The organism is Rhodococcus sp. D-6 (genome assembly GCF_040256695.1).
In the GTDB taxonomy this organism is placed as follows: domain Bacteria; phylum Actinomycetota; class Actinomycetes; order Mycobacteriales; family Mycobacteriaceae; genus Rhodococcus; species Rhodococcus pyridinivorans.
Genome location: NZ_CP132970.1, coordinates 3,132,947 through 3,151,116, shown reverse-complemented (window position 1 = coordinate 3,151,116; position 18,170 = coordinate 3,132,947). Strand labels below are relative to the sequence as shown.

At 68.5% G+C, this 18,170-nt stretch carries 16 protein-coding genes and 1 pseudogene; 9 read left to right on the top strand and 8 right to left on the bottom strand.

Features of this window, described 5'->3' with window-relative positions; translation table 11 throughout:
• Nucleotides 1-5 precede the first annotated feature (5 nt).
• The 4 genes and pseudogenes from RBB84_RS14720 to RBB84_RS14705 all read left to right on the top strand — a co-directional run bounded on the left by RBB84_RS14720 (nucleotide 6) and on the right by RBB84_RS14705 (nucleotide 4,692).
• The gene (locus tag RBB84_RS14720) at nucleotides 6-782 is read left to right on the top strand and encodes an HAD-IIA family hydrolase (protein WP_024101800.1); all 777 of its coding nucleotides are present in this window, start codon (nucleotides 6-8) and stop codon (nucleotides 780-782) included.
• A gap of 141 nt (nucleotides 783-923) precedes the next feature.
• Nucleotides 924-1,448: a DUF6764 family protein gene (locus RBB84_RS14715; protein ID WP_016691625.1), complete on the top strand. Its 525-nt coding sequence runs from the start codon at nucleotides 924-926 to the stop codon at nucleotides 1,446-1,448.
• Between the two features lie 280 nt (nucleotides 1,449-1,728).
• The gene (gene groL, locus RBB84_RS14710) at nucleotides 1,729-3,354 is read left to right on the top strand and encodes a chaperonin GroEL (RefSeq protein WP_024101799.1); all 1,626 of its coding nucleotides are present in this window, start codon (nucleotides 1,729-1,731) and stop codon (nucleotides 3,352-3,354) included.
• Between the two features lie 319 nt (nucleotides 3,355-3,673).
• Nucleotides 3,674-4,692, top strand: a pseudogene (locus tag RBB84_RS14705) (alpha/beta hydrolase family protein).
• Nucleotides 4,693-5,309: 617 nt separating this feature from the next.
• On the opposite strand, the gene RBB84_RS14700 reads toward RBB84_RS14705, so the two are convergent.
• Nucleotides 5,310-5,513, bottom strand: a complete 204-nt coding sequence (locus tag RBB84_RS14700) for a PspC domain-containing protein (RefSeq protein WP_006553621.1) — start codon at nucleotides 5,511-5,513, stop codon at nucleotides 5,310-5,312.
• 197 nt (nucleotides 5,514-5,710) lie between these two features.
• Between RBB84_RS14700 and RBB84_RS14695 the strand changes: the two genes are divergently transcribed.
• The gene (locus RBB84_RS14695) at nucleotides 5,711-6,559 is read left to right on the top strand and encodes an NADPH-dependent oxidoreductase (protein WP_033096165.1); all 849 of its coding nucleotides are present in this window, start codon (nucleotides 5,711-5,713) and stop codon (nucleotides 6,557-6,559) included.
• 13 nt (nucleotides 6,560-6,572) lie between these two features.
• Here the strand turns inward: RBB84_RS14695 and RBB84_RS14690 are convergent, their stop codons facing one another.
• Nucleotides 6,573-6,914, bottom strand: coding sequence for a hypothetical protein (locus RBB84_RS14690; protein ID WP_006553618.1), 342 nt, complete (start codon nucleotides 6,912-6,914; stop codon nucleotides 6,573-6,575).
• 168 nt (nucleotides 6,915-7,082) lie between these two features.
• On the opposite strand from RBB84_RS14690, the gene RBB84_RS14685 reads away from it, so the two are divergent.
• On the top strand, nucleotides 7,083-7,940 hold the full coding sequence (locus tag RBB84_RS14685; RefSeq protein ID WP_006553617.1) for an alpha/beta fold hydrolase: 858 nt from the start codon (nucleotides 7,083-7,085) through the stop codon (nucleotides 7,938-7,940).
• On the opposite strand, the gene RBB84_RS14680 is transcribed toward RBB84_RS14685, so the two are convergent.
• The 4 genes from RBB84_RS14680 to RBB84_RS14665 are packed head-to-tail and all read right to left on the bottom strand — an operon-like array spanning nucleotide 7,926 to nucleotide 12,443.
• On the bottom strand, nucleotides 7,926-9,755 hold the full coding sequence (locus RBB84_RS14680; protein WP_033096164.1) for a sugar phosphate isomerase/epimerase and 4-hydroxyphenylpyruvate domain-containing protein: 1,830 nt from the start codon (nucleotides 9,753-9,755) through the stop codon (nucleotides 7,926-7,928). The two genes, RBB84_RS14685 and RBB84_RS14680, sit on opposite strands and share 15 nt — an antisense overlap.
• Complete coding sequence (locus tag RBB84_RS14675) at nucleotides 9,755-10,621, bottom strand: shikimate dehydrogenase (RefSeq protein ID WP_033096163.1); 867 nt, start codon at nucleotides 10,619-10,621, stop codon at nucleotides 9,755-9,757. The genes RBB84_RS14680 and RBB84_RS14675 overlap by 1 nt, the downstream gene beginning before the upstream one ends.
• The gene (gene aroQ, locus RBB84_RS14670) at nucleotides 10,618-11,088 is read right to left on the bottom strand and encodes a type II 3-dehydroquinate dehydratase (RefSeq protein ID WP_033096162.1); all 471 of its coding nucleotides are present in this window, start codon (nucleotides 11,086-11,088) and stop codon (nucleotides 10,618-10,620) included. The genes RBB84_RS14675 and aroQ overlap by 4 nt, the downstream gene beginning before the upstream one ends.
• On the bottom strand, nucleotides 11,085-12,443 hold the full coding sequence (locus tag RBB84_RS14665; protein ID WP_033096161.1) for an MFS transporter: 1,359 nt from the start codon (nucleotides 12,441-12,443) through the stop codon (nucleotides 11,085-11,087). Before RBB84_RS14665 ends, aroQ begins: the two co-directional genes overlap by 4 nt.
• A gap of 101 nt (nucleotides 12,444-12,544) precedes the next feature.
• On the opposite strand from RBB84_RS14665, the gene RBB84_RS14660 reads away from it, so the two are divergent.
• On the top strand, nucleotides 12,545-13,549 hold the full coding sequence (locus tag RBB84_RS14660; RefSeq protein ID WP_033096160.1) for a LacI family DNA-binding transcriptional regulator: 1,005 nt from the start codon (nucleotides 12,545-12,547) through the stop codon (nucleotides 13,547-13,549).
• A 52-nt stretch (nucleotides 13,550-13,601) separates the two neighbouring features.
• On the opposite strand, the gene RBB84_RS14655 is transcribed toward RBB84_RS14660, so the two are convergent.
• Nucleotides 13,602-15,620 carry a prolyl oligopeptidase family serine peptidase gene (locus RBB84_RS14655; RefSeq protein WP_033096159.1) on the bottom strand — a complete coding sequence of 673 codons (2,019 nt, stop codon included), beginning with the start codon at nucleotides 15,618-15,620 and terminating at the stop codon, nucleotides 13,602-13,604.
• Nucleotides 15,621-15,681: 61 nt separating this feature from the next.
• Between RBB84_RS14655 and RBB84_RS14650 the strand changes: the two genes are divergently transcribed.
• Both RBB84_RS14650 and RBB84_RS14645 read left to right on the top strand, forming a co-directional pair.
• On the top strand, nucleotides 15,682-16,953 hold the full coding sequence (locus RBB84_RS14650) for a wax ester/triacylglycerol synthase domain-containing protein (RefSeq protein ID WP_230826399.1): 1,272 nt from the start codon (nucleotides 15,682-15,684) through the stop codon (nucleotides 16,951-16,953).
• Nucleotides 16,954-16,983: 30 nt separating this feature from the next.
• A complete protein-coding gene (locus tag RBB84_RS14645; RefSeq protein ID WP_033096158.1) occupies nucleotides 16,984-17,829 on the top strand; it encodes an SDR family oxidoreductase in 846 nt (281 codons plus the stop codon).
• Nucleotides 17,830-17,866: 37 nt separating this feature from the next.
• Here the strand turns inward: RBB84_RS14645 and RBB84_RS14640 are convergent, their stop codons facing one another.
• A complete protein-coding gene (locus tag RBB84_RS14640; protein ID WP_033096157.1) occupies nucleotides 17,867-18,157 on the bottom strand; it encodes a hypothetical protein in 291 nt (96 codons plus the stop codon).
• Between the last annotated feature and the right edge of the window lie 13 nt (nucleotides 18,158-18,170).

Here is an 18,170-nt window from a genome sequence, read left to right as displayed (position 1 = left end):
GATGCATGACGCGTGTAGACGGGGTGTTGTTCGATATCGAGGGCGTGCTCGTCACCGAGTGGCAGCCCGTCCCGGGCGCGGCGGATGTCCTGGCACGACTGCGTGCCGACGGCGTCCGCCGCGCCTTCCTCACCAACACCACCTCCCGGACGTGCGCCGAGATCGCGCAGCGGCTCACCGATCTCGGGATGGAGGTGTCGCCGGACGAGATCGTCACCGCGGTGTCCCTCACCGTCGACCACGTCCGGCAGACCTATCCGGGTCTGCGCTGCTGGGTCCTCAACGAGGGCGACATCGCCGCGGATCTCGACGGTCTCGTGCTGGACGAGGACGATCCGGAAGTGGTGATCCTCGGTGGCGCGGGGGATGCCTTCACGCACCGGGCGATGAGTCGCGTCGCCGAACTGATGCTCGAGGACGTTCCGGTGGTCGCGATGCACCGGGCGCTCGCGTGGCAGGCCGCCGACGAGTTGCGCATCGACACCGGGGTCTACCTGGCCGGACTCGAGGAGCTCACCGGCCGGTCGGTGGTGGCGGTGGGCAAGCCGTCGCTGCGCGGCTTCCTCGTCGCGTCGGAGCGGATGGGTGTCGAACCGGATCGGATGGTGGTCGTCGGCGACGACATCGCGGGCGAGGTCGTCCCGGGGCAACGCCTCGGTATGACGGGAATCCTGGTGCGTACCGGAAAGTTTCGGCAATCCGTCCTGGACCTGGCGGTCGATCGTCCCGACCACGTCATCGACTCCGTCGCCGCTCTCCCGGGGCTCCTCGACAGTCTGTGACAGGCGGTCTCGCGTGAGATGCATGTGATCGGTACCCTACCGCCGGGGCGCCGGCCCCCCGTTCGCGCGGGGCGCTCGTTCCCCAGTTCGCGCAGACGCAGCCTTTCGCGAAGAGGCACTCCAGTGCAGAGGAGCCCGTTCTTGTCCATTCGTTCCTTCCGATCCGTTCTCACCGCGCGCCGTTCGTTCCGGGCCGGTGTACTCGTCGCCGTCGGTGTGGCCTCGGCCGCGCTGTTCGGTGGGGGTACCGCCGCAGCGGCGCCGGTGACCTGTGTGTCGCCTCCTTCTGCCAACGACATCCTGGTGTCCGATACCGCCAGCTGCGGCGCCACCGCCGAGGACGCCTTCGCTCGCGCGTATGCCGCCGACAGCGGCACCGCGGTGTCGGTCGCCGAGTCGGCCGGTGCCGCCGAAGCCCACGCGACGGGCTTCGGCACGGCGCTCAGTGCAGCCCGTGACGGCGGCCGGTCGTTCGCCTACGCGCTCGGCGGCGGACTGAGCCACTCGTGGGCTCAGGGTCCGGCGACGACCCTGTCGGTGGCCGGCTACGGGTCGGGCGCCACGGCCGACACCACCGGCGTCACGTGCGTCGGAGCCCAGTCGTTCGCGGTCAACACCGCGACGGGACAGTGGTGCGCCGTGGGGGTCGGTTCGACGCCGCGTTGAGCGAGCGCGGCACCGATGATCCGGACGACCGTGTAGTCGGTCTTTCGCGGATTTCGTGACGGGGGTGGCAGGTGCCGGTAGTCTTGCACTCGCCACCCCCGAGTGCTAAAAATGCACTTAGCACTCGCAACACGTGAGTGCCAGGTCGGTAGGGTGAGACCGGGTTTTCGACACCCCTGGTCGTCCGTCGCGGGCACTGCTTCCGGCCGAAGGCGTACATGGAGCGATCCGACGAGCGATCGCTCCGGTGTCACCCCCATACCCGGAGGATCACTTCGCAATGGCCAAGATCATCGCGTTCGACGAAGAGGCCCGTCGCGGCCTCGAGCGGGGCCTCAACAGCCTCGCCGACGCAGTCAAGGTGACGTTGGGCCCCAAGGGTCGCAACGTCGTTCTCGAGAAGAAGTGGGGCGCCCCCACGATCACCAACGATGGTGTGTCCATCGCCAAGGAGATCGAGCTCGAGGATCCGTACGAGAAGATCGGCGCCGAGCTGGTCAAGGAAGTTGCCAAGAAGACCGACGACGTCGCGGGTGACGGCACCACCACCGCTACCGTGCTCGCCCAGGCGCTCGTCCGCGAGGGTCTGCGCAACGTTGCTGCGGGCGCCAACCCCCTCGGCCTGAAGCGCGGCATCGAGAAGGCCGTCGAGGCCGTCACCGCCAAGCTGCTCGACACCGCCAAGGAGGTCGAGACCAAGGAGCAGATCGCCGCCACCGCAGGCATCTCCGCCGGCGACCCCGCGATCGGTGAGCTCATCGCCGAGGCCATCGACAAGGTGGGCAAGGAAGGCGTCATCACCGTCGAGGAGTCCAACACCTTCGGCCTCCAGCTCGAGCTGACCGAGGGCATGCGCTTCGACAAGGGCTACATCTCCCTCTACTTCGCCACCGACGCAGAGCGTCAGGAGGCCGTGCTCGAGGATCCCTACATCCTGCTCGTCAGCTCCAAGATCTCCACGGTCAAGGACCTGCTGCCGCTGCTCGAGAAGGTCATCCAGTCGGGCAAGCCGCTGCTGATCATCGCCGAGGACGTCGAGGGCGAGGCTCTGTCCACTCTGGTCCTCAACAAGATCCGCGGCACCTTCAAGTCGGTCGCCGTCAAGGCTCCGGGCTTCGGTGACCGTCGCAAGGCCCAGCTCGCCGACATCGCCATCCTCACCGGTGGCGAGGTCGTCAGCGAAGAGGTCGGCCTCTCCCTCGAGACCGCCGGCATCGAGCTGCTCGGCCAGGCCCGCAAGGTCGTCGTCACCAAGGACGAGACCACCATCGTCGAGGGCGCGGGCGATCCCGACGCCATCGCCGGTCGCGTCAACCAGATCCGCGCCGAGATCGAGGCGTCGGATTCGGACTACGACCGTGAGAAGCTGCAGGAGCGCCTCGCGAAGCTGGCCGGCGGCGTCGCCGTCATCAAGGCCGGTGCCGCGACCGAGGTCGAGCTCAAGGAGCGCAAGCACCGCATCGAGGACGCCGTCCGCAACGCGAAGGCTGCCGTCGAAGAGGGCATCGTCGCCGGTGGTGGCGTGGCCCTGCTGCAGGCCGCTCCGGTTCTCGACGACCTCAAGCTCGAGGGCGACGAGGCTACGGGTGCCAACATCGTCAAGGTCGCTCTCGAGGCGCCGCTGAAGCAGATCGCCTTCAACGCCGGCCTCGAGCCCGGCGTCGTCGCCGAGAAGGTCCGCAACCTCGAGGCCGGCCACGGCCTCAACGCTGCGACCGGCGACTACGAGGACCTGCTCGAAGCGGGCATCAACGACCCGGTCAAGGTCACCCGCTCGGCGCTGCAGAACGCTGCGTCGATCGCGGCCCTGTTCCTGACGACCGAGGCCGTCGTCGCCGACAAGCCGGAGAAGGCCGCCGCTCCCGTGGGCGACCCGACCGGCGGCATGGGCGGCATGGACTTCTGATCCGCCCCTGCGGGCGGAGAGGACTTCTGATCCGCCCCTGCGGGCGGAGAGGACTTCTGATCCGCCCCTGCGGGCGGAGAGGACTTCTGATCCGCCCCTGAGCCACACGAGGCCCGATCCCACTCCGGTGGGGTCGGGCCTCGTGCTGTTCCCCGACGATTCCGGCCTCCGGTACGGAACGATCACATATTCGTTACGAAAGGGGCTCCGCGGACGATGAATGTCACGAAAGTGTCACTTCATCCGGTTCCGGAGGTTCGTGCCGATCCGCAACCGGTCCGAGGTGCGCAGCCAGACGGATCGACGAGGGGAAGAGAATATGCGGTCGTCCTGGTTACGGCGGGTACTGCTCACGGTGGCGATGGGAACGTCGATGGTCCTCGCGGCTCCCGGAGGCGCTCTCGCGCAGTCGGTAGAAGCCGACGATCAGCGACCGGTGGGAGAGCTGACCTCTGTCGAGCACGAGAGCGACCGCACCGTCATCGCGAACGTCTACTCACCGTCGATGGACAAGGTGATCCCCCTCCGGATCCGGACGCCCGCCGACTCGAGCGAACCGCGTCCCACCCTCTACCTGATCAACGGCTCGGGAGGCGGGCAGGGGATCGCCACCTGGGAGAAGCAGACCGACGTCGAGGACTTCTTCTCGGACAAGAACATCAACGTCGTCACGCCGCTCCTCGGCGGCTACAGCTACTACACCGATTGGCGCAACGACGATCCCGCACTCGGCCGCAACATGTGGACGACCTTCCTGACGCACGAACTCCCGCCGGTCATCGACACGGAGTTCGGGACATCGGGACGCAACGCCATTGCGGGAGTGTCGATGTCGGGGACGTCGGTGCTCGGCCTCGCCACGACGGCCCCCGAGCTGTACGAGGCGGTCGGGGCGTACAGCGGATGCGCCGAGACGAGCACGCCGCTGGGGCAGTCCTACGTGCAGGCCGTCGTACGCGTCAAGGGTGGCGACCCCGAGAACATGTGGGGCCCGGTCGGTGATCCGGCCTGGATCGAGAACGATTCCTACCTCCAGGCCGAGAAGCTCCGCGGTATCGACCTGTACATCTCGTCGGGTTCGGGTCTGCCCGGCAGTACGAGCGGCTCGGATCGCGGTCGGTGAACAACGACCCGATCGGGCTCGTCGGGCAGGTGGTCGTCGGCGGCAGCATCGAGGCGGCGGTCCACCACTGCACCCAGCGGATGGCCCAGCGACTCGAGGAGTTGGACATCCCCGCCCGGATCGACCTGCGTCCGGCGGGTACGCACTCCTGGGACTACTGGGAGGACGATCTGCGCAACTCGTGGCCGCTTCTGTCGCAGGCGGTCGGACTGTAGAGGTCCCGCACAATCCACCGGAAATGCCCGATTCGATCCCGGTCGAATCGGGCATCTTCTTTCGGTCGTCATTCAACCGATAAATCGGTCGATTCGCCGTAATCGGTCGGTGAACGGGATGAATCGGGCCGAACGGAAATATCGAATTCAAACAGAAATAAATGGGTACGGACGTTCCGTTTTCTTTCCTTGACGCTGTGAGCTGGTCATATGCTGGCCCGTCCTAGCTTTCCTGCTATTGTGAATGTCATCACATCCCGATTTGCGCACTCTCGGGTCGCGCATACACGTCGAGTGTGTTGAGAATTGATGCGAGCCCGACGGAATTCCGATCGGAATTCCGGGTAGGCGAAAAGCAATCGGACGAGACCCGTCCGGTATGTGATCGGACGAAGGAGATTCACATGGACGTCATCGAACTCATCGGCTCTGCCCTCGAACTGCTCGGCGGCACCGAACTGCTCGGCACCCTGCTCGAGACCGGCAGTGCCGTTCTCGGCCTCGGCCAGTAGTTCCTGCGAGCTGAACAGCTGTGCCGCTGCCTCGCAGCGGAATACGACACCCCCGGCGGATCTCCGCCGGGGGTGTCGTCGTCTCGGCCGACCCCGTGACCCGGATCAGTTCTCGGGGATCAGCATCCACAGGGCGAGGTAGAGCAACACGGCGGTGCCGCCCGTGACGAAGGCTGCGAGGACTGCGCCTGCACGCACGAGGTTGAGGTCGACGTTGAAGTACTCGGCCAGTCCGGCGCACACACCACCGAGCATGCGCTGGGACGAGGAGCGGGTGAAGGGACGGGGTGCCTGGTTCTCGAAGTTCATGTATTCATCCTGTCGCCGTAACGGTCTCGGCACATCCGGGAACGGCCCGGATCTTCACCCTGATCTTCGTCTCGGGGTCGGTCGGACGAGCCGGCCCGAACAACGCAGAAATCACGCTGAGGGCAATGCTCGGCGACCGGGGCGCGAGGAGGCAGACTCGACCGTCGGTACTGCCGATCAGAAGGAGATCTCCCGTCATGACCGACGTCGTCCTCGACGAACAGCTCGCCGCATTGCGCCGCAGGTACGGCACCCGGGCCGCCGAGCAGGTGGCCGGACACGGTGGTTCCGGCGCGTGGAACGACGTCATCGCTCTCCAACTGGCGCATCGCTCCGTGCGAAAGTTCCTTCCCGAAGCCGTCTCCGAGGACGATCTGCGCGCGATCGTGGCCGCGGCCTCGTCCGCCGCGAGCTCGAGCAACCTGCAGTTGTGGAGCGTCGTGGCCGTCACCGACCGCGACCGGCTCGCCCGGATCGCGACGCTCGCCGGCAACCAGCCGGCGGTGTGTGACGCTCCGCTGCTGCTCGTATGGGTGGCCGACCTCGCCCGTGCGGCGCGAGTCGCCGAGCAGCACGACAAGGACCTTGTCAACGTCGACTACGTGGAGTCGGCGCTGCTCGGGGTGGTCGATGCCGCCCTCGCCGCACAGAACGCGGTGCTCGCCGCGGAATCGCTCGGCCTCGGCACCGTCTACATCGGGGCCATCCGCAACCATCCGCGTGACGTGGCCGCAGAACTGGCTCTGCCCGACCACAGTTTCGCTGTGGTCGGGCTGGTGGTGGGCCGTCCCGATCCCGAGGTGGAGTCGGAGGTCAAGCCTCGGTTGGGTCAGGATGTGGTGCTGCATCGCGAGCAGTACTCGACCGAGGAGCGGGATGCCGGCCTCGCCGCGTACGAGGAGGAGATCGCCGGCTTCTACCGCGATCAGGGTCTGGCGGAGAGCTGGGTCGAACGTGTACTCGGGCGCTTCGCGTCGCCCGGCGCGCTCGGGAGCAGGGAACAGATGCGGGAAGCTCTGCGGGAGCGAGGTTTCGGTCTGGACTGACCGCAGGGAGGCGTCAGCGGCACACGACCGTCAGGCCGACCCCGCGCCACACCTGACGTTCGACACGATCGAACTCGTTGTCGTCACTGTCGTATTCGTACTCGACCTCGGTCCGGTATCCCCGGTCGCGCTGAGCGGTCACGGTGCAGTCGCCGCCGGCGGAACCGGACCGGTTGACGATCGAGTACGGCACACCCTCCGCGGCGAGCACGGCGACCGCGGCCTGCTCGCTCGAGCCGACCACACCGGGCGCGGGTTGTGCTGTGGCAGTTCCTGTTCCGAGCAGTACTGCGGCGGTGCCGAGCGACAGGACGGCGGCGGTCGCGAGACGGGAGCGGGTGACAAGAGTACGCATGGGTTCCTCCGAAAGGGTGCTGGACCGGACATTTCGATCGTCCGCCGCGACCCCGCCCGAGCACATCCGGGCACGACCCCCATCCCGACCCTGAATTCCGGACTCGGGGTGGCAGGAACACTGGGGAAACCGGCACCCGCCGCGTCCGGATCGGCCTAGTCTGGGCCGGTGGAGACCGTACCGATCCAGCTTCCCGGGGGCACCACGGCCCCGGTGCGCCTCTTCGCGGGACCCGACCACGAGCACGAGACACGCCGCGACGCCTCCCGCGCCGTCGTGGTGATCGTGCCGGGGCTCGGCATCCCTGCCGGTTACTACGAGCCGTTCGGGCAGGCGATCACCGAGCACGGATTCGACGCGGCGATCTGTGAACTGGCCGGCCAGGGCGACAGCCGTCCGAGGCCCGGACCCGACAGCACCTACGGCTACCACGAGATCGTCGCGACGCACTTCCCCGCTGTCTTCGAGGTGGTGCGGGAGCGCTTCCCCGACTCGACGCCGTACCTTCTCGGCCACTCCATGGGCGGCCAACTCGGGGTGCTCTACGCCGCGCGCATCCGCGGCCGGCTCGGCGGACTGATCCTCGTCACCTCGGGCACGCCCTACTACCGCCAGCACGTGGGCATCCGCGGACCGGGACTGTGGCTCGGGTCGACGGCGATGTCGCTGACCGCCGCGGTGGCCGGTTTCTGGCCCGGCGATCGCATCGACGTCGCCGGTTTCGGCCGGCAGTCGCGCGTGCTGATCTCCGACTGGGCGCGACTGGCCCGCACCGGCCGGTTCGAACCGGCCGGTGCGGACATCGACTACGAGGAACGGGTCGGGCGTCTCACGCTGCCCGTCCTGTCGATCACGATCGAAGACGACGACCTCACCCCGGTCGCGTCGGCGCAGCACCTGCTCGAGAAGCTGCCCTCCGCCGACGTCGCCCGGTGGCACAACCCGCGGGCACTGGGCCACAACGGATGGATCCGCGACAACAACGACACCGTAGCGAAGATCGTGGCCTGGCTACGCGACCGCTGATCCCGCGCGGGCAGCAGCGGCGAGCCGGACGTGCGCGTTGGGGGAGCCGTATCCGGTGTAGCCGCCGCGCCGTTCGAGGAGTTCGACCTGGAAATTGCCCTGCACCGGGAGCGTGTAGGCGTGCAGGAATTCGCCGCCGTCGTCGTTGCGGTCGTAGAGCAGGCCGTTGTCCTGCAGGACGGCGAGCAGGTCGGGGTCGAGCACGAACCGCGCGTCGAGATCCGCGTAGTAGTTCGCGGGCGGCCGGAGGAACTCCACGCCGCGCGCACGTGCGTGGCGTACCGAGTCGACGACGTCGGCCGTGGCGAAGGCCAGCTGGGTCACACCGTGCAGCTGGGGCGCAGCACCGGTCTCGGAGACGTTCAGCGCGACCCGCAGGTCACCCTTCTCCGCGCGCAGTGCGCGGATGCGCAGGCGGCCCTGCGGCTGGATGTACTCCTCGGGGTCTTCCGGCCGCAGTCCGAACAGGGTGCGGAAGAACGACAGCTCCTGGTTCAGGTCGTCCGCCGCGACCGTCACGTCGACATGGTCGAGACCGAGCCATCCCTCGTCGGCCGGGGGAGTGGCTGCCGCGTCGTCGGACACGAAGTCGTTGTGCCAGTCGTCGGTCTGCCCCGGCTCGGCACTGACGAAGACGTGCAGACCGGAGGGCGAGGTGATGCCCGGCAGGCCTGCTTCACCCTCCCCTCGGGTGCGGTCGACCGCGGGCCACAGCAGGTTCGCGGCGCGTTCGGCCACCGCGGCGACGTCGGGGGCGACGAGACCCAGCGCGGTCGCGGCGGGGCCCGGCGCGGGCTCCTCGTTCAGGACGACGTTCGCGCCGCCGTTGCGCCACCACACGACGGGCTTGCTGCGGTGCCGGCCGGCGACATGGAATCCGAGTCCGGTGAGCAGCGCCGGGTAGTCGGTGCGGTCGGGGTCGGCGAGTTCGACGAACGCCGCGTCGGTGTGCGCCGGAAGCGGCGGTGCGACCGTCACCTTCTCGCGTGCGGGCCCGGTGACCCGCGCACCGAGCCGGTCCTCGAGGAACAGCAGCGACCGCATCGCGTCGCGCGCGGTCACATGCGGATCCGCTTCGCGCACCACGTCGCTGAAGACCTCGAGCGAGAGCGGACCGTCGTAACCGGCGTCGAGCACGGCCGCGACCACCCCGGAGACGTCGAGCATGCCCTGCCCCGGGAAGCACCGGAAGTGGCGGCTCCATTCGAGGACGTTCATGTCGAGCACCGGGGCGTCGGCGACCTGCAGGAAGCCGATGCGTTCGCCGGGGATGCCGGCCAGGGCGCGTCCGTCGTCGCCGCGTGCGAGCATGTGGAAGGTGTCCACGGCCAGCGTCACGGCCGGGTGGTCGGCGCGTTCGACGAGATTCCACGCCTGCCCGACCCGGTTGACGTGGCGTCCCCAGGCGAGGGCCTCGTAGGCGAAGGTGACCCCGTGCGAGGCGGCGAGATCGCCGACGGCGCGCAGCTGTTCGGCGGACAGTTCTGGATCGTCGATCGCGGTCGGCAGCGCGTTCGAGCACGCCAGGAAGGTCGTTGCGCCGAGCTCGTTCATCACCTCGAGCTTGCGGCGGACGCGGTGCAGGACGTGGGGGAATCGCCGCGGGTCGACGCCCTCGATGTCGCGGATCGGCTGGAACAGGTCGATCGACAGACCGAGATCGGCGCAGCGCCGCGCTACCTCGGCGGGTGACAGCGGCGACGCGATGAGGTCGTTGTCGAAGATTTCGATCCCGTCGAATCCTGCAGCGGCGATCGCGTCGAGTTTGTCGGCGAGAACACCGGAGAGCGAGACGGTGGCGATTCCGCGGCGCATCAGCTGGTCAGCTCCTCGAAGTGTCGGACCATTCGTTCGGCGTCGGGTTCGACGCCCGTGAAGTACTCGAAGGCACCCACGGCCTGGAAGACGGCCATGCCGCCACCGGGCACCACGCGGCATCCGCGGGAGCGGGCGAGGTGGATCAGTTCGGTCTCGAGCGGGAAGTACACGACGTCGGAGACCCACAGGTCCTCGCGGACGAGCTCGGCGGGGACGGGCAGGCCGGGGTGGCCGGTCATTCCTGTGGGGGTCGCGTTGACCAGACCCTGCGCCGAGGCCAGAGCGCCGGCGAGATCGGTGGTCGCGCGGACCCGGTCGTCGCCGAAGCGTTTGGCCAGGCGGGTCGCGCAGGCCTGCGCCTTCTCGATGTCGACGTCGACGATGGACACGTGCGCGGAGCCCTGTTCGAGCAGCGCGTACCCGACGGCCGAACCGGCACCGCCGGCCCCGACCAGCACGGCGCGGTCGGAGACGGCCTCGGGCAGCCGGCGGCGGAACGCGCGCCCCCAGCCGGACCAGTCGGTATTGCGGCCGAGTGCGCGACCGTCCCGGAACACCACCGTGTTGACCGCGCCGAGATCGTGGGCGTCGTCGGACAACTCGTCGAGCAGGGGGATGACGACCTGCTTGAAGGGGTGCGTGATGTTGAGCCCGTCGAAGCCGAAACGCTGTGCCCAGTCGAGCATCTCGGCCAGGTTCTCGGCGCCGTAGCCGAGGCGCTCGGCGTCGACGAGGCGGTAGGTCAGGTTCAGTCCCGAGGCGAAGCCCTCCCGTTCCTGCATGGCCGGGGTGAGCGAACCGTTGATCCCGGCGCCGAACAGGCCCAGCAGGAAGGACGTACGTGCGGGCGCTGCGGTGGTCATCGGGAGCTTTCCTTCTTCTCGGTATCGAGTGCGAGTGCGGCCAGGTGACGGACGGCGAACTCGTATCCGTCGGGGCCGCATCCGGCGATCACGGCCTTCGCGACGGGAGCGACGAACGAACGGTGCCGGAACTCCTCGCGGGCGTGGACGTTGGTCAAATGCACTTCCACGATCGGTGCCGCGACGGTCACGAGCGCGTCGTGCAGTACGACCGAGGTGTGCGTGTAGGCCGCGGCGTTGACGACGAAACCGGCTGCCGATTCGCGGAGTTCGTGGACGGCGTCGATGAGTGCGCCCTCGTGGTTGCTCTGCCGGAAGTCGATGTCGAAGCCCAGGTCGTCGGCGGTGCGGCGGCACGACTTCTCGATGTCCGCCAGTGTTGCGGTGCCGTAGAGACGGGGTTCGCGCGTGCCGAGCAGGTTCAGATTGGGCCCGTTGAGCACGGCGATGATGGGACGCGCACTCACGATGCGGCTCCGGCGGGGACCGGCGTGGTGTTGCGGTCGTGGGGGAGCAGGCCGATCTCACGGGTGGGGACCTTGTGGGTTCCGGACGGTCCGGTGGCCACCGCGATCAACGAGATGACGACGGCGCCGACACAGAACAGGGCCACGCGGTACCAGTTGTCGGCGTTGCCGTCCATGAGCGACCCTGCGATGGCCGGGGTGAAGCCGGCGAGCGCGAAGCCGAACTGGGTGCCGATCGCCATGCCCGACAGTCGGACGCTGGTGGGGAAGTACTCGGCATAGGTCGCGGGCCACACCGCGTTCGGCATGCTGTAGATCACGCCGGCGAGAAGGATGCCGGTGACGAGGACGAGCGGCACGTCGCCCCGCGAGATCGACCACAGGAAGGCCGTCACCATCACGGCGCTGCCGATCAGGCCGGAGACGAAGACCGGTTTGCGGCCGATGCGGTCGGACAGCATGGCCCACAGTGGGATGGTGCCGACGGCGATGATGTTGGCGACGATTGCCAGCCACAGCATCGTGGTGTCGCTGATGCCGATGCCGTATTCGTCGGCCGTGGCGAAGTTGAGGGCGAACACCTGGAAGGCCGTGTTCACCATGGCGATGAAAGCCGCGAAGAAGACCCGCAGGACGCCGGTCCAGTGGTGGCGGAAGAGCACCGCCAGCGGCGCCTTGGGTGCCTCGGCGTGCGCCTTCTCGGCGTGGAACTCGGGGGTCTCGTCGAGGCTGCGGCGGATGAGGAAACCGATCAGCACGATCACGGCGCTGATCCAGAAGGGCACTCGCCAGCCCCACGACTGCAACTGCTCCTCGGACAGCAGGGCGATCACCGGCAGGAACATCAGCGGTGCGAGCACCTGGCCGCCCTGCGTGCCGCTCAACGTCCAGCTGGTGAAGAAACCACGCCTGTCGTCGGGGGCATGTTCGAACGACATGGAGTTCGCGCCGGCCTGCTCACCCGCGGCGGACAGTCCCTGGAGCAGTCGCAGCACGACCAGCAGGATCGGTGCGAGCATGCCGATCTGTCCGTAGGTCGGCAGACAACCGATGAGGAAGGTCGAGACACCCATCAGCAGCAGCGTGCCGACGAGGATCAGCTTGCGGCCGAAGCGGTCGCCGATGTGGCCCATCAGGATGGACCCGAACGGGCGCGCGACGTAGGCGACGCCGAAGGTGGCGAGCGACGCGACGGTCGCGACCGCCTGGTTCCCTTCGGGGAAGAAGATCTTGGGGAAGACGAGCGCAGCGGCGGTGCCGTAGATTGCCAGGTCGTAGTACTCCAGTGCGCTGCCGCTCCACGCGGCGAGGGCCGCCTTGCGGGGCGTGCGCTGCACCGTGGTGTTTTCAGTCATCGGATGCCTCGGGGGTGGGTCTTCAGTATCGGATACACGGACGTTATGGGTGTGGCGCAGCCCACGACAATCGTTTGCCATTTTTTTGCCATACTGTCCGTATGTCGGCCTCTCCGCGTTCACGGAAACGCGCCACCATCACCGATGTGGCCCGCGAGGCAGGGGTCGCGGCGTCGACGGTCTCGCGCACGTTCACCAAGCCCGGTCGCGTCAACGCCGCCACTCGCGACCACATCCTCGAGGTCGCCGACCGGCTCGGCTACGCACCCAACCCCGCCGCCCGCGCCCTCGAATCGGGACGCACCAACACCCTGGCGCTGCTGGTCCCCGACATCACGAACCCCTTCTTCTCGGGCGTGATCAAGGGGGCCGAACGCGCCGCCGTCGCCTCCGGCCGGACCCTCGTCCTCGCCGACACCCAGGAGAGCGCGACCACCGAAGCGCACATTATCCGGCGGCTGGGGCCGGCCGTCGACGGTTTCGTCCTGGCGGCCGCCCGTATGCCGGACGACGAGCTGCGGCGCGTCGCCGAATTCGACGCCGTGACCCTGGTGAACCGGGCGATCCGCGGAATCTCCTGCGTTGTCGCCGATTACGAGACGGGCACGCGGCAGATCGTCGACCACCTCGCGTCGCTCGGGCACCGCTCGTTGCTGTTCCTCGGCGGTCCGCCCGAGTCGTGGTCGGGAGCGCGGCGCTGGGCCGGTCTGCAGGCCGCGGCGCAGGCTCACGGCATCGCGGTGCGTCGCTTCGGCCCCTACTCGCCGACGCTCGGTGGCGGTGCCGCCGCGGCCGACGCCGCCGTGGCGGCCGGTGCCACCGCGGTGGTGTGCCACAACGACATGCTCGCCATAGGGGTGCTGCGCCGGATGCGGGAACGCGGGGTGTCCGTCCCGGAGCACGTGAGCGTGGTCGGATTCGACAACATCTTCGGCTCCGACCTGTGCCGGCCGTCGCTCACCACGCTCGCCGAACGCACCGAGGAAGCCGGGGCGCGCGCCATCGAGATGCTCGCCCGGCAGGCCTACGAGCGGGTCGCGGTGGCCGACGAACTCGTGCTCCCGACGCAGCTCCTCGTCCGCGAGTCCACCGGACCGGCGAGATGAGGGAGGTTGTGTGCGTCTTTCTCGACGAGAACGCACACAGCCTCCCCGAAGTTCACCGGTTCGCGAGCTTGTCCGCCAGGAAGGTGAACGTCAGCGCCGACTTGAACGCCGCCTGGGCGTTGTCGGCAGCGCCGCCGTGGCCGCCCTCGATGTTCTCGTAGTACCGGACCTCGTGACCCTGCTCTTCGAGCCGCGCCACCATCTTCCGCGCATGGCCGGGATGCACCCGGTCGTCGCGCGTCGACGTGGTGATGAGGATCGGCGGGTAGTCGGCATCCGGGTCGGTGTTCTGGTACGGCGAGTACTTCGACAGGAACTCCCACTCCGCGGGGTTGTCGGGGTCGCCGTACTCGGCCATCCACGACGCACCGGCGAGCAGCAGGTGGTAGCGCTTCATGTCGAGCAGCGGCACCTGGCACACGATCGCCCCGAACAGTTCGGGATAGCGGGTGAGCATCACGCCCATGAGCAGACCGCCATTGCTGCCGCCCTGGGTGCCGAGCTGCTCGGCCGTCGTGATCCCGCGCGCGACGAGATCCTTCGCGACCGCGGCGAAGTCCTCGAAGACCTTGTGCCGGTTTTCCTTCAGAGCCTGCGTGTGCCAGCTGGGTCCGTACTCGCCGCCACCGCGGATGTTCGCGATGACGTAGGTGTAGCCCTTCTCGAGCCACGCCCGCCCGACGCCGCCGCTGTAGGCCGGCACCATCGAGTTCTCGAACCCGCCGTACCCGTACAGCAGTGTGGGCGACGGGGTTCCGGTGTTGCTGCCGACCACGAAGTAGGGCACCTGCGTGCCGTCGTCGGACGTCGCGAAGAACTGCTCGACGGTGATGCCCTCGGCGTCGAAGAACGACAGGGCCTGCTTGATCGCCTCCACCGGGCCGCCGACCGTCCCCGACAGCAGGGTCGCAGGGATCGTGAAACCGCTGGAGTTGAGGAAGAAGTCGTCGCTGTTGAGCGGATCGACGTCGATGATCGAAGTCGACGTGGCATCGGGGACGTCGGGCAGTTCCTCGTCCGACCAACCGTCCTCACCCGGTGTGAGCACCCGCACGCGGGTCTGCACGTCGCGCAGTGTGACGACGAGCAGGTGATTCTGCGTCCACGCGTACTGCTCGAGCGAGGTGTGCTCGTCCGGGGCGAACAGCACCGTCACCTCACGCGAGCCGGCGAGGAAGGCCGGATAGTTCGCGGCGAGCAGCGTGCCGGCGGGATGGCCGAGCCATTCGGAGCGGGTGCGCACGAGCAGGTGGTCGCGGTACACGCTCACCCGCGCGTCGTCGGGAACATCCAGTTCGACGAGCTCGCCGTCCGCGGTGAGTTCGAAACGCTGCGCCCGGTAGAAGTCGATCGCGCGGTCGACGAAGCTGCGCTCGTATCCGGGAGTGTTGTCGTACCAGGCGGAGACAGCGACATCGGTGCGCTCACCTTCGAAGACCGTCTCGGCCTCATCGATCGGAGTGCCGCGCCGCCAACGCTTCGCGAGTCGCGGATAACCCGAGTCGGTGAGCGACCCGTCGCCGAAATCGCTTCCCACATAGACGGTGTCGGAGTCGATCCACCCGATGTCCGTCTTCGCCTCGGGTAGTTCGAAACTGTCCGGGCCCGAGACGAATCGTCGCTCGACGAGATCGAACTCGCGGATCACACTCGCGTCGGCACCACCGCGCGACAAGCTGATGAGCGCGCGGGTCTGATCGGGCCGCAGCACCTGGGCACCCGACCACACCCAGTTCTCGCCCTCTTTCTCGGCGACGGCGTCGAGGTCGACGAGGACGTCCCATTCGGGTTCGTCGCGCAGGTACTGCTCCATCGTCGTGCGACGCCACAGGCCGCGTACGTGCTCGGCGTCCCGCCAGTAGTTGTAGAGGTACTCGCCCCGCCGACGCGCATAGGGGATGCGGGCGTCGGTGTCGAGGATCTCGCGGATGCGGGATTCGAGGTCGGTGAAGCTCTCGGTGCGGGTGTACTCCTCGACCGTTCGGTCGTTCCGGGCACGCACCCAGTCGAGTTGTTCCTCGCCGGTGACGTCCTCGAGCCATAGGTACGGATCGGTCGTGTCGTCGCTCATGATCCATTCATACCCGCCCCGCACGTGCCTCCGGCGGCAGGCAGACTGTGACCTCGTGCAGATGCATCCGTCGGACGCGCGCCGGGAATGGCTCGGCGACCGCATCCCGGGCGACCTGTTCGCCCTCTACTGTTTCGACGCCCCCGCGACTCCGGTCGCCGACGTGCTCGACGAACTGCGGTCGCGGGCGGCGGTGATGGGGGAGCTGCAGGTACGGATGGTCGAGGTACCCGCGGGTCTCGACTATCCCTACTGGGCAGCGCACACCCCAGCAGAAGACCGGTTCGTCGTCCACGAATCCGGCAGCTACGAACAGATGCTCGTCGCGCTGTCCGGGCTCGTCGCGACCCGCGTCGACGTCACCGTCTCGCCGTGGCGACTGCACGTCTTCCCACATGTCACGGGTGCTCCGCGCGGGAACGGTCCCGCCCTCGTGGTCGTCCTGCAGATGTCGCACGCCTTCGCCGACGGGGTGCGCACCTCCGCGCTCGCCCGCGATCTGCTGGCGGGCACCGCGACACCCACGACACCGCCGCGCGCCCTCTCGCCCGCCGGGATGCTTACGCGTGCCGTCCTGCGGCTGCCGTTCTCGATTCCACGGGTGATCGCCGACGGGCGGCGGTCGGTGGATGCGGCGCGACAGCTCGCCGACCCCTCGGTGCCGCCACCCACCCCGGGGAGGCCGCTGGTCGCTGTGAACACCGCACCTGGGCCGCGGCGGACGGTCCGCACACTCGTGTTCGACTCCGCCGCCCTGCGCAGCGTCGGCACGGTCACCATCGGCGCGCTCACGGCCATCGGCGCCGCCCTGTCGCAGTTCCTCGGCGTCGACGAACTGTCCGCCGAGGTGCCGGTCGCGGTGGCGCCGGGCACGGCCCGCAACAGCTACCGCAACGTCGGCGTCGACCTGCACTGCGCGCTCCGCGAACCGCACGAACGTGCCGCGGCGATCGCCGCCGACCTGGCGTTGCAACGGATCCGTGCGCGGCACCCCGCCATGGCGATCCGGGTCCGCACCGACGACCACGTCCCCGCACCGTTGCTGCGGTTCGGTACCGACCGACTCGACCTGTCCGTCGTCCCACCCACCGTCACGGGCAACACCGTCGTGTCGAGCGTCTACCGAGGTCCGGCCGACCTGGAACTCGGTGGCGGGCGGGTGCGGTTCACCTCGGGCTTCCCGGGCCTGTCGCCCGTGCAGGCGCTCACCCACGGCGTGCACGGGATCGGCGACACCGTGACCCTGTCGGTGACGACCTCCCCGGATGTCCTCGACGCGGCAGGTCTCGCTCGGTACGTCGCCCTGCTGCACGAGGCGGTCGCCTCGCTGTAACGTGCCCCGAATCCAACGATGGAGGGGCACATGGCGGCTTATGCGGTGACGGGTGCCGCCTCGGGAATGGGCCGGGCGAGCGCGGAGCGGCTGCGGGCCGCCGGGCACACGGTGATCGGCATCGACCTGAAGGACACCGAGGTCACGGCGGACCTATCCACTCCGGAGGGTCGTTCCCACGCCGTCCGGGCCACGCTCGAGCTGGCGGGCAGCCGTCTCGACGGTGCCGTGCTCGCCGCGGGCCTGGGCCCCACCCCCGGCAAGGAGGAGATCATCGCGCAGGTCAACGTGCGCGGCGTGATCGACCTGCTTGTCGGATGGCGAGCAGCTCTGGCCGCCTCCGCGAACAGCAAGGTCGTGGTGTTCGGATCCAATTCGACGACCACGACTCCCGGCGTGCCGAACTCGGCGGTGAAGGCCTTCCTCGCCGGCGACATGGACAAGGGCGTCGCGCGCACCACCCGCATCTCGCAGGCGGGCCCGCCGTTCACCTATGCGGCGTCGAAGATCGCCGTGACCCGATGGGCGCGACGCGCCGCGGTCACCCCCGAGTGGGCGGGTGCCGGCATCCGCCTCAACATCCTCGCGCCCGGAGCGATCTCCACCCCGCTGCTCGACGCGCAACTCGAGAGCCCCCTCGGGAAGGTGGTGGAGAGCTTCCCCGTTCCGCTCGGGGGCTTCGGGAAGCCCGACGAGATCGCGCAGTGGGTCGAATTCATGCTGTCCCCGGCGGCGGACTTCATGACGGGCAGCGTCGTGGTGGTCGACGGCGGCACCGAGGCGTACTTCCGTCCCGACGACTGGCCGGTGCGGGTCCCGTTCCGGTCGATCCCGCGCTACCTGCTCGGCATGCGCAGGTTCGGGCGCCGCAAGTGAGGTTCCGCGCAGCGCGGATCCCCACCGCGCTCCCGTATCAGGCAAAGTAGTCGCCGAAACCGTAGATCGCGTCGAACGCGCTGGTGGGCAATACATCCACCGCGTTCACGCGGTAGGACGAGTACGAGTCCTGCGTCAGGTCGCGCACGAACCGCAGGGCGTGGATCGCGTCGACGGCGTCGACGGTGATGACGAGCTGGGCGCGACCGTCGTCGCTGCGGCCCACCGCCCCGTGGTGCGGGACGATCGGTTCGATGAGGTCGACGGTCTCGTCGTCGGTCAGGAGATCGAGGTCGGCGTCGATTTCGATCATTGCGTTGTATTCCATGTGGGTTCTCCCG

What these genes read in the sequence shown, in the direction of transcription:
- RBB84_RS14700 (WP_006553621.1), bottom strand. Translation starts at nt 5,513, where the DNA reads ATGAACTTCGAGAACCAGGCACCCCGTCCCTTCACCCGCTCCTCGTCC.
- RBB84_RS14645 (WP_033096158.1), top strand. Translation starts at nt 16,984, where the DNA reads ATGGCGGCTTATGCGGTGACGGGTGCCGCCTCGGGAATGGGCCGGGCG.
- RBB84_RS14655 (WP_033096159.1), bottom strand. Translation starts at nt 15,620, where the DNA reads ATGAGCGACGACACGACCGATCCGTACCTATGGCTCGAGGACGTCACC.
- RBB84_RS14675 (WP_033096163.1), bottom strand. Translation starts at nt 10,621, where the DNA reads ATGACCACCGCAGCGCCCGCACGTACGTCCTTCCTGCTGGGCCTGTTC.
- RBB84_RS14720 (WP_024101800.1), top strand. Translation starts at nt 6, where the DNA reads ATGACGCGTGTAGACGGGGTGTTGTTCGATATCGAGGGCGTGCTCGTC.
- RBB84_RS14660 (WP_033096160.1), top strand. Translation starts at nt 12,545, where the DNA reads ATGTCGGCCTCTCCGCGTTCACGGAAACGCGCCACCATCACCGATGTG.
- RBB84_RS14690 (WP_006553618.1), bottom strand. Translation starts at nt 6,914, where the DNA reads ATGCGTACTCTTGTCACCCGCTCCCGTCTCGCGACCGCCGCCGTCCTG.
- groL (WP_024101799.1), top strand. Translation starts at nt 1,729, where the DNA reads ATGGCCAAGATCATCGCGTTCGACGAAGAGGCCCGTCGCGGCCTCGAG.
- RBB84_RS14640 (WP_033096157.1), bottom strand. Translation starts at nt 18,157, where the DNA reads ATGGAATACAACGCAATGATCGAAATCGACGCCGACCTCGATCTCCTG.
- RBB84_RS14665 (WP_033096161.1), bottom strand. Translation starts at nt 12,443, where the DNA reads ATGACTGAAAACACCACGGTGCAGCGCACGCCCCGCAAGGCGGCCCTC.
- RBB84_RS14680 (WP_033096164.1), bottom strand. Translation starts at nt 9,755, where the DNA reads ATGCGCCGCGGAATCGCCACCGTCTCGCTCTCCGGTGTTCTCGCCGAC.
- RBB84_RS14695 (WP_033096165.1), top strand. Translation starts at nt 5,711, where the DNA reads ATGACCGACGTCGTCCTCGACGAACAGCTCGCCGCATTGCGCCGCAGG.
- RBB84_RS14650 (WP_230826399.1), top strand. Translation starts at nt 15,682, where the DNA reads ATGCATCCGTCGGACGCGCGCCGGGAATGGCTCGGCGACCGCATCCCG.